We start from the raw sequence: 12,951 nt of genomic DNA, 5'->3' as shown, positions 1-12,951 counted from the left end.
CATCGTTGTGCCACGCGCGTCCCGGCCGGTCAAGCAGCCGGGCCGCACCGGTACCGGGACGCGACCTGCCTCAGGGGCAGGCGACCCACTCCTCGTCACCGTCGGTGAAGACCTGGCGCTTCCAGATGGGCAGCCGCTTCTTCACCTCGTCGACGAGCTCGGCGCAGGCGGTGAAGGCCTCCCCGCGGTGGGCCGAGCTGACCGCGCAGGCCAGCGCGACGTCGCCGATGCCCAGCAGGCCGACCCGGTGGGAGACGGCGACCGCGCGGATCCCCGGGCGGGCGGCGAACTCCTCGGCGAGCTCGGTGATGACCTGCGCGGCGGTGGGGTGGCCGACGTACTCCAGCTCGGTCACCGACCGGCCGCCGTCGGTGTCCCGGACGACGCCGGAGAAGGAGACGACGGCGCCGGCACCCGCGTCGGCCACGGCCTGCTCGTGCTCGGCGACCGACAGCGGCTCGTCGACGACCCGGGCGATCACGGCGCCGAAGCTACCCCGCCCGGCGGCACGTCGAGGTCCCCCGGGTCCGCCAGCCCCGTGCAGTCGACCTCGGTGACCGGGTGCGCGGCCAGGTAGCGGCGGGCGCCCTCGTCACCGGTCGCCGTCGCCGCCACCCCGGCCCAGTGGTCGCGCCCGAGCAGCACCGGGTGCCCGCGGACGCCGTCGTAGGCGGCGACCGCCAGCGCGCCGGGGTGCGCGTGCGCGGCGACGGCGCGCAGCGCCTCCGGCGTCATCCCCGGCACGTCCACCAGCGTGACCAGGGCGGCGTCGACCCTCCCTGGCCAGCCGCGCAGCCCGTCGAGGCCGGTGCGCAGGCTCGAGGCCATGCCGGTCTCCCAGTCGCGGTTGGCCAGCACGGTCGCGCCGGTGAGGTCGGCGGTCCGCCACACGTCGACCGCGCGGGCACCCAGGACGACGAGCACCGGGTCGCACACCACGCGGGCCGTGCGCACCGCCCGCTCGACCAGCAGGCTGCCGCCGTACTCGACCAGCGCCTTGGGCATGCCGTAGCGCCGCCCCGCGCCCGCAGCGAGGACCAGCCCGGCGACCGTCGTCATGACCCCAGCCTGTCAGCGCGTCCGGTCTCAGCGCGCGTAGACGGCGACCTCGGAGGCCTTGACCACCGCCCACACCGGCGACCCCGGCGCCAGCCCGAGCTCGGCGAAGGCGGTCGCGGTGACGTCGGCGACCAGCGGCACCTCGCCGTCGAGCTCGCAGCGCACCGTGGCGCCGTGCGGCGTGGCCCCGGCCACCCGCGCCGGCCAGACGTTGCGGGGGCTGCCCTCGGGCCGGACCGGGTAGAGCGCCACCGACTCCGGGCGGACGGCGACGAACACCGGCCCCGCGGTCTCCTCGGCCACCGCCACCACGCCACCGCCGTCGAGGCGCACCGCCGTCCCCTCCCCCGTGCCCGGCAGCAGGGACAGGCCGACCAGCCGCGCGACGTAGTCGGTGCGGGGGTGCCGGCTGACGTCGGAGGGCGTCCCGGCCTGCACCACCCGGCCGTCCTCGACCACCACGACCCGGTCGGCCAGCGCCATGGCGTCCACCGGGTCGTGGGTGACCAGGACGGTGCTGCCCGCGTAGTCGGCCAGGTGCCGGCGCAGCTCCGCGCGGACGGCGAGCCGGGTGCGGGCGTCCAGCGCCGACAGCGGCTCGTCGAGCAGCAGCAGCGCCGGGTCGCCGACCAGCGCGCGGGCCAGGGCCGCCCGCTGCGCCTGCCCGCCGGACAGCTGCGCGGGCCGCCGGTCGGCGAGGCCGGCCAGGCCCACCCGCTCGGTCCACGCGGCCGCGGCGCGGCGCGCGTCGGCCTTCGACGCCCCGCGGGTGCGCGGCCCGAAGGCCACGTTGTCCAGGACGGAGAGGTGCGGGAAGAGCAGGTGGTCCTGGAACACCATCCCGAGCGGGCGCCGGTGCGCGGGCAGCTGCACGCCGGCGTCGACGTCGTCCCACACGGTCCCGTCGACGGCGACCCGCCCGCCGTCGGGCGGCAGCAGGCCGGCCAGCACCCGCAGGAGCGTGGACTTGCCCGCGCCGTTGGGCCCGAGGACGGCGAGCACCTCGCCGTCGGGCACGTCGAGGGCGACGTCGACGGTCACCGGGCCGCGGCGGACGCGCACCTGCGCCTCCAGGGTCACGGGGCCACCCCCGTGCGCCCCAGCCAGCGGTCGCGCAGGAGCAACAGGGTGGCCACCGAGACGGCCAGCAGCACCAGGGACAGCACGATCGCCGCGTCCGGGTCGCGCTGCAGGGCGAGGTAGACCGCGAGCGGCATCGTCTGCGTCGTCCCGGGGAAGTTGCCGGCGAAGGTGATCGTGGCGCCGAACTCGCCCAGCGCCCGCGCCCAGCACAGCACCGCGCCGGCGGCGACGCCCGGCGCCACCAGCGGCAGGGTGACCCGGCGGAAGGTGGTCCAGCGGTCGGCCCCGAGGGTGGCCGCGGCGTCCTCGAACCGGGCGTCGGCGGCCCGCAGCGCCCCCTCGACGCTCACCACGAGGAACGGCATCGCCACGAACGTCTCGGCGACGACCACCGCGGTGGTGGTGAACGGGACGGTGATCCCGGTGGTCTCGGCGAGCCAGCGCCCGACCAGCCCCTGGCGGCCCAGCACGAGGAACAGCGCGACGCCGCCGACCACCGGCGGGAGCACCAGCGGCACGGTCACCAGCGCGCGCAGCACCGCCCGGCCGCGGGCGCGGGAGCGGGCCAGCACCCAGGCCAGCGGCACGCCGAGGACGACGGAGACCAGCGTGGCCAGCGTCGCGGAGACCAGCGACAGCCGCAGCGCCTGCCCGACGCCCGGCTCGGTGAGCAGCGCGGGCACCTGCGGCCACGGCGCGCGGACGACCAGCGCGACCAGGGGCAGGACGAGGAAGGCGACGGCGAGCGCGGCGGGGACGAGCAGGGGCGCCGGCGTGCGGGCGCGCCTCACGGCGCCCGGAATCCCGCGTCCCCGAGCGCGCGCTGTCCCTCCTCGGACAGGACCAGGTCGACGAAGGCCCGCGCCGCCTCCGGGTTGGGGGCGCCGGTCAGCGTGCACAGCGGGTAGTCGTTGACCGCGTCCTCCGCCTCGGGGAAGGGAACGCCCTCGACGGCGTCCCCGGCGGCGACGACGTCGGTGGCGTAGACCAGCGCGGCGTCGACCTCGCCGAGCTCCACCTTGGTCAGCGCGGCGCGGACGTCCTCCTCCTGCGTGTCCGGGCTGGGCGTCACGCCCGCGGCGGCGAAGACGTCTTCCGACGCCGCGCCGCAGGGCACCTCGGGTGCGCAGACGGCGAGCGTGAGCTCCTCGCGGGCGAAGTCGGCCAGGCCGGTGACGCCGGCCGGGTTTCCCGCGGGGACGGCGATCTGCAGGACGTTGGCGGTGAACACGGTGGGGTCGCCGTCGGCGAGGCCGGCGTCGGTGACCACCGACATCTGGGTGCCGTTGGCCGAGGCGAAGACGTCGGCCGGGGCGCCCTGGGTCAGCTGGGTGGCCAGCGCCGAGCTGCCGGCGAAGTTGAACTGCACGGTCAGGCCGTCGCTCCGCTCCTCCAGCCGCTGCCCGAGGTCGGTGAAGACGTCGGTGAGCGAGGCGGCGGCGAAGACGGTGAGCGTGCCGGTGGGGCCGTCGCCGTCCCCGGCCGCGCTCGCGCCGGCCCCTCCCCCGCACCCGGCGGCGCCGAGCGCCACCGCGACCAGCGCCGCACCGATCCCACCTCCCCGCATGCGCGGGACACTAACCCCTCCGGGTCCGCAGGCACGGACCTCCTTACGGGACGTCGACGCTCACCTGCGTGGCCTTGACCGTGGCGACGGCGCGGACGCCGACCTCGAGGCCCAGCTCGTCGGCCGCCTCGCGGGACATGAGCGAGACCAGCCGGAACGGCCCGGCCTGGATCTCCACCTGCGCCATCACCGTGTCGCGCAGGACCCGGGTGACGATGCCGGCCAGCCGGTTGCGCGCCGAGGAGCCGCGGGTGGTGCCCGGCTCGGGCGCCTCGTGCAGCTCGGTGGCCAGGCGGGCGAGGTCGGCGCCGTCGACGTGCGCGGGGCCGCCGCCCTCGCGCGACGCCGGCAGCCGGCCGCCGTCGATCCACCGGCGCACGGTGTCGTCGCTGACCCCGAGCAGCGCCGCGGCCTCGGCGATCCGGTAGCTCGCGCTCACGCCGGGGACCCTACGTGCGCGGCGTGTGCACGCACCGCCGTCCACGGCCCCCGGCCACGGCGATCCGTGCACACGCCGCGTCCCCCGGGAGACGCCGACACCCCGGCCTCCGTTTGCCGATCGCGGCGCCCGGGCAGCGGCAGCCGGTGTCACGCACCCCCAGCGACAACCCCGCCGGCGGCTCGGCCTCGGTCCGCACCCGCCGGCTGCGCGAGGTCTCCCGCGACGTCCTCGGCTTCGAGGAGTTCCGTCCCGGCCAGGAGCGGGCCATGCAGGCCGTGCTGTCCGGCCGGGACACGCTGGCGGTGCTCCCGTCCGGCGCCGGCAAGAGCGCGGTGTACCAGGTCGCCGGGCAGCTGCTCGACGGCCCGGTCGTCATCGTCTCGCCGCTGATCGCCCTGCAGCGCGACCAGGTGGAGCGGCTGCAGGAGCTCGGCGACGACGCCGGCCGCGCCGCCCAGCTCAACTCCAGCCTGTCCGCCGGCGACCAGCGCGCCGCCCTCGAGGGCCTGGCCGACGGGACGGTCCGCTTCCTCTTCCTCGCTCCCGAGCAGCTGACCAAGCCCGAGGTGGTCGACGCGATCCGCGGGGCCGGCGTGGCGCTGTTCGTCGTCGACGAGGCGCACTGCGTCTCGGCCTGGGGGCACGACTTCCGCCCCGACTACCTGCGGCTGGGGCAGGTGGTCGAGCAGCTGGACCACCCCACGGTGCTCGCCATGACCGCCACCGCGGCCCCGCCGGTGCGCGCCGAGATCGTCGAGCGGCTGGCGATGCGCGACCCCGAGGTCGTCGTCGCCGGGTTCGACCGGCCGGAGATCCGGCTCGAGGTCGACCACCACGCCGACGCCACCGCCAAGCGGAACGCGGTCCTCGACCGCACGACCGCCGAGGTCGGGGCCGGCCGCGGCCCCGGCATCGTCTACAGCGCCACCCGCAAGGGCACCCTCGAGGTCGCGGAGGCGCTCACCGAGCGCGGGCTGCGGGCGCGGCCGTACCACGCGGGCCTCAGGAAGAGCGAGCGCGAGGACACCCAGCGCGCGTGGATGGAGGACGAGCTCGACGTCGTCGTCGCCACCACGGCGTTCGGGATGGGCATCGACAAGCCCGGCACCCGGTTCGTCGTCCACGCCGAGCCCGCCGACTCGATCGACAGCTACTACCAGGAGATCGGCCGGGCCGGCCGCGACGGCGAGCCCGCGCTCGCGGTGCTGGTCTACCGGCAGGAGGACCTCGGCCTGCGCCGCTTCTTCGCCGCCGGCGCCCCCGCCGAGGAGGAGCTGCAGCAGGTCGCCGGGCTGGTCGCCGCCGCGCCCGCCGCCGGCGTCGAGGACGGCGTCGACGTCAGGCAGCTGCGCGAGGAGACCGGCCGCGGCGCCACACCGCTGGCCCGCGACCTCAACCTGCTGGAGCAGGTGTCCGCCGTCGTCCTCGACGAGGAGGGCGCCGCGCACCCCGCCGAGGGCGCGCCGGCCCCCGGCGAGGCGGCCGCCGCCGCGCGCGAGCTCGCCGAGCACCACGAGCGGGTCGACCAGAGCCGCGTCGAGATGATGCGCGGCTACGCCGAGACCACCGAGTGCCGCCGGCAGTACCTGCTCGGCTACTTCGGCGAGCAGCTCGAGGAGCCCTGCGGCAACTGCGACAACTGCTCGGCCGGCACCTCCCGCGAGCAGCCGTCCGGCGGTGACGCCGACACCCCGTTCGCCCCCGAGACCCCCGTGACGCACACCGAGTGGGGCCCCGGCGTGGTCATGCGGGTGGAGGACGACCGCGTCGTCGTCCTGTTCGAGGAGGTCGGCTACAAGACCCTGGCGCTCAAGGCCGTCGAGGCGAACGACCTGCTGCAGGTGCGGGGGGCCGGCGGCTGACCGGACACCTCATCGGGTGCTCACCCTGCGGGAGCGCCCGGGGAAGTCGATGATCAAGGCCGGATCGCCGGGCGCGTCGCCCGGTGCGGGAGGAGAGCGCACGTGAAGGTCCTCGGCATCAACGCCATCTACCACGACCCGGCGGCGGCGCTCGTCGTCGACGGGAAGGTCGTGGCCGCGGCCGAGGAGGAACGCTTCAGCCGGCGCAAGCACGGCAAGCGCCCGCTGCCGTGGAGCGCCTGGGAGCTGCCCGAGCTGTCGGCCGCGTGGTGCCTGGAGCACGCGGGCATCCGCCCCGGGGAGCTCGACGCCGTCGCCTACTCCTTCGACCCCGCCCTCATGGGCACGCCGGAGGACTCCGGCCTGTTCGACGACGGCGACACCATGCGCAAGAGGTACGCCGAGATGGCGCCGGACTTCCTCGCGCACGCCCTCCCCGGCCTGGACCCCGCGAAGGTCCGCTTCGTCAAGCACCACGTCGCGCACGCGGCGTCGGCCGGCAAGGCCGCGCCGCAGCGCGACAACGCCGTCCTGGTGCTCGACGGCCGCGGCGAGGCGCACAGCCACCTCGCCGGCCGCTACGTCGACGGGCAGCTGGAGATCCTGGCCGGGCAGTCGCTCCCCCACTCCCTGGGACTGGTGTACGAGGAGCTCACCGACCACCTGGGCTTCCTGCGCAGCTCCGACGAGTTCAAGGTCATGGCGATGGCCTCCTACGGCAAGCCGCGCTTCCTCGGCGAGCTGTCCGAGCTCATCCGCGCCACCGGCGACGGCGGCTTCCGCACCGAGAGGATCGACTTCTCCGAGTTCGCGCCGCGCCTGGGCAAGGACGAGCGGTGGACCGAGGACCACGCCGACCTCGCCGCCAGCATGCAGACGCGGCTGGAGGAGGTGCTGGTCGACCTCGCCCGCTGGGTGCACGAGCAGACCGGCGAGAAGACGCTCACGATGGCCGGCGGCACCGCGCTCAACTGCGTGGCCAACACCCGCATCCTCGCCGAGAGCCCGTTCGAGCAGGTGTGGGTGCAGCCGGCCGCCGGTGACGCCGGCACGGCCCTCGGCGCCGCCCTGCACGTCGCCGCCGAGCTCGGCGAGCGCACCGAGCCGATGCCGGGTGCGGCGCTGGGCCGTGGCTGGAGCGACGACGAGATCGAGCGCCGGCTGCAGACCGCCGCCGTCGACTACGAGCGTCCCGACGACGTCGCCGAGGCCGTCGCCGAGGTGCTCGCCGACAACGGGATCGTGGCCTGGTTCCAGGGCCGCAGCGAGTACGGCCCGCGGGCGCTCGGCCACCGCTCCCTGCTCGCCCACCCCGGCTTCGAGGCCAACCTCGAGCGGATGAACGACGTCAAGGGCCGCGAGCAGTTCCGCCCCGTGGCGCCGATGGTGCTGCTGGAGAAGGCGCCGGAGATCTTCAGCCGCGGGCCGATCCCCTCCCCGTACATGCTCTTCGTGCACGACGTCGCCCCCGAGTGGAAGGACCGCATCCCCACGGTCACCCACGTCGACGGCACCGCCCGCATCCAGACCATCGACCCGGAGACCGAGCCGCTGGTGCACCGGATGATCTCGGCGTTCGAGCGGCGCACCGGGCTGCCGGTGGTGGTGAACACCAGCCTGAACACCGCCGGGCGGCCGATGGTCGACGACCCGCGCGACGCCCTGGAGTGCTTCGGCTCGGCCCCGGTCGACCTGCTGGCCATCGGCCCGTTCGTCGTCCGCCGGCCGAGGCGCACGCCCCGCCCCTGACCCCTCCTCCCGCAGGGCCCCGCGCCGCCGGCGCGGGGCCCTGCGCGTTCCCCCGCCCCTCCACCGGGTGACCGGTGAACCGGGTCGGCCGCGGCGTCCGAAGACCGGTACACCGCCTGCCGCGACGGTGACGATCCGGCAACGGCCCTCCGCTGGACGGGGGGCTCCCGTTACCGACCGTCACGCCGGGGTAGGCGACACCCCGAGCCCGCCAGGACGGCGGCGACCTCGTCCACACACGGAGGAACCAATGGCCACCACGGGGAACACCGGCGCTCGGCCGGGCATGGCCTGGCCCCAGACACTCGCCCTCGCCTTCGGCGTCGTCTACCTGCTCGTCGGCATCGTCGGCTTCTTCATCACCGGCTTCGACGGCTTCGCCAGCAACCGCACCGACGGCAACACGGACACGCTGCTCGGGTTCATGATCAACCCGCTGCACAACGTCGTGCACGTCGTGATCGGCCTGGCCGGCGTCCTGCTGTCCCGCACGCTGGCCGGCGCCCGAACCTACGGGTGGCTGCTCGCCGTCGGCTACGGCGCGGCGTTCGTCTACGGCCTGATCGCGATCGACCAGGACTGGGACTTCCTCAACGTCAACGCCGCGGACAACGTCCTGCACGTCGCCACCGCCGTGGTGGGACTGGTGATCGCGCTCGGCCCGGTCAACACGCTCGCCCGCTCCTCGCGCCCCTAGGCGACGGGCCCCGTCCTCCCGGGACGGGGACCACCGGGAGCCGGGCACCCGCCACGCGGCGGGTGCCCGGCTCCCGCCGTCCCCGGCTCCGGACGGCGCGCGACCCCGGTGCGACGCCGGTCACGCGGCGGGCTACCTTCCGACGCATGGACTTCGCCCTCTCCGCCCGAGCCGAGGACGTCTGCGGCCGGATGTGGGACTTCATGCGTGAGCAGGTCTTCCCCGCCGAGCCCGTGTACGAGGCGTGGCGCGCCGAGCGCGGCCACGACAACCACGAGCACCCGCCGGTGCTCGAGGACCTCAAGAAGGAGGCCCGCGCCCGCGGCCTCTGGAACCTCTTCCACCACGAGCTCGGGGGGCTGACCAACCTCGAGTACGCGTCGGTCGCCGAGATCATGGGCTGGTCGCCCACGATCGCCCCCGAGGTGACCAACTGCGGTGCCCCGGACACCGGCAACATGGAGACGCTGATGATGTTCGGGACGCCCGAGCAGAAGCAGCGCTGGCTCGAGCCGCTGCTCGAGGGCGAGATCCGCTCGGCCTTCGCGATGACCGAGCCCGACGTCGCCTCCTCCGACGCCCGCAACATCCAGACGTCGATCGTCCGCGACGGCGACGAGTACGTGATCAACGGCCGCAAGTGGTGGACCAGCGGCGCCGCCGACGAGCGCTGCCAGATCTTCATCCTCATGGGCAAGACCGACCCCGAGGGCGCCCCGCACCGGCAGCAGTCGATGGTCCTCGTGCCGCGCGACACCCCGGGCCTGGAGATCATCCGGCACCTGCCGGTGTTCGGGTACCAGGACCAGCACGGCCACTCCGAGATGCGGCTGACCGACGTCCGGGTCCCGGTGAGCAACATCCTCGCCGGCGAGGGCGACGGCTTCATGATCGCCCAGGCGCGGCTGGGCCCCGGCCGCATCCACCACTGCATGCGCGCCCTGGGCATGGCCGAGCGGGCGCTGGCGCTCATGGTCGACCGCGCGCAGAAGCGGGTCGCCTTCGGCCGCCCGCTGGCCGAGCAGGGCACCGTCCGCGAGACCATCGCCCGCTCGCGCATGGAGATCGACCAGGCCCGGCTGCTGGTGCTGCGCACCGCCGACCTGATCGACAGGTACGGCGCCAAGGGCGCCCGCACCGAGATCGCCGCCATCAAGGTGATCGCGCCGAACGTCGCCTGCGACGTCATCGACCGGGCCATCCAGGTGCACGGCGGCGCCGGCGTCAGCAACGACACCGTGCTCGCGCGCTTCTACGCCTCGGCCCGCACGCTGCGCATCGCCGACGGCCCGGACGCGGTGCACCTGCGGTCGGTGGCCAAGGAGGAGCTCGCCCGCGAGCGTCCGTACGTGGGCTGAGGACAGCGGAACGCCGGACGGGCCGGCACCCCGGTGGGGTGCCGGCCCGTCGCACGTCCGGGCTCAGCTCACGGGGACAGCGTCGTCCCGAAGCCCCCGGCGGCCAGCTTCGCGAGCAACTGGGTGCGGTCCAGGCCGACGCCGGACAGCGCGTCGGCGTCGCGGTCAGTGTCGATCTCGTCGGGCAACCGGCTCTCCACCGCGTCCGCGGTGGAGTGGTCGCCCTCGGTGCGCAGGATCTCGAGCAGGTGCCGCTTCTCCAGTTTCACGTGCGTCCTCCGTCCTGGGGCCCGCTGGGTCCCCCGGAGTGTGGTGCCGGTCACCCGGCGCCGCAACGTCAGCGGACCGAGCGGGACCGCCGCAGGAGGAAGCCGCCGACGGCGAGCAGGACGACGCCCACGAACAGCTGGGCGACGCCGACGCCGCCCCGGTCGCTGGCGAACCACGTCGGCGAGGAGAGCAGCAGCACCACCCCGATGCCGAGGACGAGCAGCGCCACCAGCCGCTCCCGCCGCGCCGTCGTCCCGCCGTCCCCGGGCCGTGCCGGTCCGCCGCCCATGTCGCCTCCGTTCCCGCCGGTCCCCGGACCGGCTCCCCGCCCGAGCCAACCAGACGCCGCGGCACTGGACAGGCAAGCGTGCACTTGCGTATCGTCCGGCCGTGGGCGACGTGTTCAGGGCCCTCGCCGATCCGACCCGGCGCGCACTGCTCGACGAGCTGCAGGACCGGGACGGCCAGACGCTGTTCGAGCTGTGCACCCGGCTGATCCAGCGGCACGGGGTGGGCTCGTCGCGCCAGGCCGTCTCCCAGCACCTCGAGGTCCTCGAGCAGGCGGGCCTGGTCCGGACCCGGCGGGAGGGTCGCTACAAGTTCCACCACCTGGACACCGCACCGCTGCGCGCCATCGTCGAGAGGTGGCGGCTGGACACGGAGGAGGGCCCGTGCGGATCACCCTGACCAGCGTGCTGGTCGACGACCAGGAGAAGGCGCTGCGCTTCTACACCGAGGTGCTCGGCTTCGTGAAGAAGACCGAGGTGCCGCTCGGCGAGCACCGCTGGCTGACCGTCGTCTCGCCCGAGGCGCCCGACGGCGTGGAGCTGGTCCTCGAGCCCGACGCCCACCCGGCGGCGCAGTCGTGGAAGAAGGCGCTCATGGCCGACGGCATCCCCTACAACTCCTTCACCGTGGCCGACGTGCACGCCGAGACCGAGCGGCTCAAGGCCCTGGGCGTGCGGTTCACCCAGGAGCCGCTGCAGATGGGCCCGGTGACCACCGCCGTCCTCGACGACACCTGCGGCAACCTCCTCCAGATCGCCAGCGCCCCGGCGACCTGACGGCGGCCCCGCTGCAGGGTCCCGCCGCGAGCCTGCGAGCGGTGGGGGGCAGCGGGGTCCTTCCTCAGCCGTTGCGGCTGGGCGGCTCGCCGGCGGCCAGGGCGGCCTGCGCCTGCGCCGGGTTGAAGGCGCACGCGTCGTCGACCTCGGTGGCCGGGGGGGCACCCTCGACCGGGGCGGGCGGCGTCCCGTTGGGCACCTCGGCGCCGGAGGCGCTGGTGCCCGGGGCCGGCGCGGGAGCGGACGTGCCGGCGGCGCCGGAGAGGGTGTCCTCCACGATCTGGCGCATCCGGTCGTAGTCGGGGTAGGCGGGGTCGATCAGGCTGGTGTCGAAGACGACGCTGCGGATCTCGGCGTCCTTGACCAGGAACGCCAGGTCGACGAAGTCGTCGAGCGCCGACCGCGGGATGTCGGTGCTGACGATGTCCTGCGTCGTCGCGGCCAGCTCCTGGTACTGCTCCAGCAGGGTGATCGGGTCGGCCTCGTCGACGATCGCCTTGATGGTGCAGCGCTGCCGGTCCATGCGGTCGTAGTCGGTGAGCCCGTACCGCCCGCGGGCGAACTGCAGGGCGAGGTACCCGTCGAGGTGCTGGTCCGGCCCCGGCGCGATGTAGTCGTCGGGCAGTTCCTCACCGGTGATGCCGTTGATCGGCACGTAGTAGTTGACGTTGACCGTGATGCCGCCGAGGGCGTCGACGAGCCGGCTGAACCCGTCGAGGTTGACCAGCACGAAGTAGTCGATGTGGAGGCCGAGCGCCTCGCCGACGCCGAGCTTGAGGAAGTCCGCGCCGGGGTCGTCGGTGGGGCCGAGGACGTCCGGGTGGTCGGCCGGCCCGTTGCGGTAGACGGAGTTGAGCAGGCTCTCGCTCTCGCTGCCGGACTCGAAGCCCTCGGGGTAGATCTCCGCCAGCGGGCTGTCGGCCGGGAAGGGCAGGTCCTCCAGGTTCCGCGGCAGGCTGAACAGCGTCGTCTCACCGGTCTCGGTCTCGACACTGGCGACGATGACGGTGTCGGTGCGCACGCCCTCGCGGCCCTCACCCCCGTCGCCGCCCAGGAGCAGGACGTTCACCCGCTCCTTGCTGCCGAACGGGTCCGGCGTGTCCTCGACGGTGGCCGACTCGCGGTCGTCGGCGAACAGGCCGTCGAGCAGGCCCCGCTGCGCCACCGCCACCTCCCCGACCCGGTAGGCCGGGTAGGCGATCCCCGCGACCAGGAGGGCCACCAGGACGGCACCGACGGCGTGCCGCGGGGCGGAGCTGTGCCGCGGCAGCAGCGAGCGGTAGCCGGTGACGACGACGGCGACCCACGCGACCGCGAGCACGACCAGCGCGGCGACGATCCAGTTCAGCGACGAGGAGTCGACGGCCAGCCGCACCGCGGTGCGCCGGCCGGCGGTGGCCAGCCAGACACCGGCGCCGACGAGCAGCACGAACAGGACCAGGACGACCGCGCCCAGGCGGCGCCGTCCGGAGGCCAGGAACGCGGTCCCGGGGACGACGGCGTTGACGGCGGTCAGGCCGAGCACCGCCGCGAGGGACCGCGACTCGCGCCGTTGCCGGCGGGTGCGCCCCTGGCGGGCCGCGCCCTTCCCCGAGGGCACCGGCGGGAGGGACGGGGCGTCGCCGATCGGCCGGGTGACGTCCTCGTTCACGGACGCACCCGGGCTGCACCGGGTCGGCTCATCTCGCTCCCACGGGTCCTGGTCATCCGGCCATGATCCCACTCGCGGCTGGCGGTCACGGGCGTCTCCGTACCCAGCACCGCCCCCGGGCACCCGAACGGGCGTGAGGTGCGTCTCCC

15 protein-coding genes and 1 pseudogene are annotated in these 12,951 nt (G+C 75.0%); 6 read left to right on the top strand and 10 right to left on the bottom strand.

Going from position 1 to position 12,951, the window contains the following annotated elements:
- Positions 1–70: 70 nt before the first annotated feature.
- The 7 genes and pseudogenes from ACI8AB_RS11475 to ACI8AB_RS11445 all read right to left on the bottom strand — a co-directional run bounded on the left by ACI8AB_RS11475 (position 71) and on the right by ACI8AB_RS11445 (position 4,148).
- Positions 71–481, bottom strand: a complete 411-nt coding sequence (locus ACI8AB_RS11475) for a molybdenum cofactor biosynthesis protein MoaE (protein WP_387991735.1) — start codon at positions 479–481, stop codon at positions 71–73.
- A complete protein-coding gene (locus ACI8AB_RS11470; protein WP_456950237.1) occupies positions 478–1,059 on the bottom strand; it encodes a nucleotidyltransferase family protein in 582 nt (193 codons plus the stop codon). Before ACI8AB_RS11470 ends, ACI8AB_RS11475 begins: the two co-directional genes overlap by 4 nt.
- A 27-nt stretch (positions 1,060–1,086) precedes the next feature.
- Positions 1,087–1,542 (bottom strand): TOBE domain-containing protein, encoded by a 456-nt coding sequence (locus ACI8AB_RS11465; protein WP_417398479.1) that lies wholly within the window; start codon positions 1,540–1,542, stop codon positions 1,087–1,089.
- Between the two features lie 120 nt (positions 1,543–1,662).
- Positions 1,663–2,145, bottom strand: a pseudogene (locus ACI8AB_RS11460) (ATP-binding cassette domain-containing protein); the annotation flags it as partial.
- Positions 2,136–2,933, bottom strand: coding sequence for an ABC transporter permease (locus ACI8AB_RS11455; protein WP_387991744.1), 798 nt, complete (start codon positions 2,931–2,933; stop codon positions 2,136–2,138). The pseudogene ACI8AB_RS11460 and the gene ACI8AB_RS11455, both read right to left, overlap by 10 nt.
- On the bottom strand, positions 2,930–3,709 hold the full coding sequence (gene modA / locus ACI8AB_RS11450) for a molybdate ABC transporter substrate-binding protein (RefSeq protein ID WP_456950236.1): 780 nt from the start codon (positions 3,707–3,709) through the stop codon (positions 2,930–2,932). Before modA ends, ACI8AB_RS11455 begins: the two co-directional genes overlap by 4 nt.
- A gap of 43 nt (positions 3,710–3,752) precedes the next feature.
- Entirely contained in the window at positions 3,753–4,148 is a 396-nt protein-coding gene (locus ACI8AB_RS11445) for a TOBE domain-containing protein (protein ID WP_387991750.1), read from the bottom strand.
- Positions 4,149–4,294: 146 nt separating this feature from the next.
- On the opposite strand from ACI8AB_RS11445, the gene ACI8AB_RS11440 reads away from it, so the two are divergent.
- The 4 genes from ACI8AB_RS11440 (at position 4,295) to ACI8AB_RS11425 (ending at position 9,817) form a co-directional block, all read left to right on the top strand.
- Complete coding sequence (locus tag ACI8AB_RS11440; protein WP_456950235.1) at positions 4,295–6,013, top strand: RecQ family ATP-dependent DNA helicase; 1,719 nt, start codon at positions 4,295–4,297, stop codon at positions 6,011–6,013.
- Positions 6,014–6,115: 102 nt separating this feature from the next.
- Positions 6,116–7,762: a carbamoyltransferase family protein gene (locus ACI8AB_RS11435; RefSeq protein ID WP_456950234.1), complete on the top strand. Its 1,647-nt coding sequence runs from the start codon at positions 6,116–6,118 to the stop codon at positions 7,760–7,762.
- Positions 7,763–8,012: 250 nt separating this feature from the next.
- Positions 8,013–8,459 carry a DUF4383 domain-containing protein gene (locus ACI8AB_RS11430; RefSeq protein WP_456950233.1) on the top strand — a complete coding sequence of 149 codons (447 nt, stop codon included), beginning with the start codon at positions 8,013–8,015 and terminating at the stop codon, positions 8,457–8,459.
- Between the two features lie 146 nt (positions 8,460–8,605).
- Positions 8,606–9,817: an acyl-CoA dehydrogenase family protein gene (locus ACI8AB_RS11425; protein ID WP_456950232.1), complete on the top strand. Its 1,212-nt coding sequence runs from the start codon at positions 8,606–8,608 to the stop codon at positions 9,815–9,817.
- A 68-nt stretch (positions 9,818–9,885) separates the two neighbouring features.
- Here ACI8AB_RS11425 and ACI8AB_RS11420 read toward each other — a convergent pair whose 3' ends face one another.
- Positions 9,886–10,086: a hypothetical protein gene (locus ACI8AB_RS11420; RefSeq protein WP_387991763.1), complete on the bottom strand. Its 201-nt coding sequence runs from the start codon at positions 10,084–10,086 to the stop codon at positions 9,886–9,888.
- A gap of 68 nt (positions 10,087–10,154) precedes the next feature.
- Positions 10,155–10,376 (bottom strand): hypothetical protein, encoded by a 222-nt coding sequence (locus tag ACI8AB_RS11415; protein WP_387991766.1) that lies wholly within the window; start codon positions 10,374–10,376, stop codon positions 10,155–10,157.
- A gap of 101 nt (positions 10,377–10,477) precedes the next feature.
- Here ACI8AB_RS11415 and ACI8AB_RS11410 point away from each other — a divergent pair, with 101 nt between their 5' ends.
- The gene (locus tag ACI8AB_RS11410; RefSeq protein WP_456902916.1) at positions 10,478–10,774 is read left to right on the top strand and encodes an ArsR/SmtB family transcription factor; all 297 of its coding nucleotides are present in this window, start codon (positions 10,478–10,480) and stop codon (positions 10,772–10,774) included.
- Entirely contained in the window at positions 10,759–11,151 is a 393-nt protein-coding gene (locus tag ACI8AB_RS11405) for a VOC family protein (protein WP_456950231.1), read from the top strand. The genes ACI8AB_RS11410 and ACI8AB_RS11405 overlap by 16 nt, the downstream gene beginning before the upstream one ends.
- Before the next feature lie 64 nt (positions 11,152–11,215).
- Here the strand turns inward: ACI8AB_RS11405 and ACI8AB_RS11400 are convergent, their stop codons facing one another.
- Positions 11,216–12,802, bottom strand: coding sequence for an LCP family protein (locus ACI8AB_RS11400; RefSeq protein ID WP_456950230.1), 1,587 nt, complete (start codon positions 12,800–12,802; stop codon positions 11,216–11,218).
- Positions 12,803–12,951: the final 149 nt, after the last annotated feature.

This window comes from Geodermatophilus sp. SYSU D00698 (genome assembly GCF_054050335.1).
This window is presented reverse-complemented; position numbering and strand designations above follow the sequence as displayed.

Coding starts and splice junctions, on each gene's coding strand:
- ACI8AB_RS11470 (WP_456950237.1), bottom strand. CDS start 1,059: ATGACGACGGTCGCCGGGCTGGTCCTCGCTGCGGGCGCGGGGCGGCGC.
- ACI8AB_RS11465 (WP_417398479.1), bottom strand. CDS start 1,542: ATGGCGCTGGCCGACCGGGTCGTGGTGGTCGAGGACGGCCGGGTGGTG.
- modA (WP_456950236.1), bottom strand. CDS start 3,709: ATGCGGGGAGGTGGGATCGGTGCGGCGCTGGTCGCGGTGGCGCTCGGC.
- ACI8AB_RS11430 (WP_456950233.1), top strand. CDS start 8,013: ATGGCCACCACGGGGAACACCGGCGCTCGGCCGGGCATGGCCTGGCCC.
- ACI8AB_RS11425 (WP_456950232.1), top strand. CDS start 8,606: ATGGACTTCGCCCTCTCCGCCCGAGCCGAGGACGTCTGCGGCCGGATG.
- ACI8AB_RS11415 (WP_387991766.1), bottom strand. CDS start 10,376: ATGGGCGGCGGACCGGCACGGCCCGGGGACGGCGGGACGACGGCGCGG.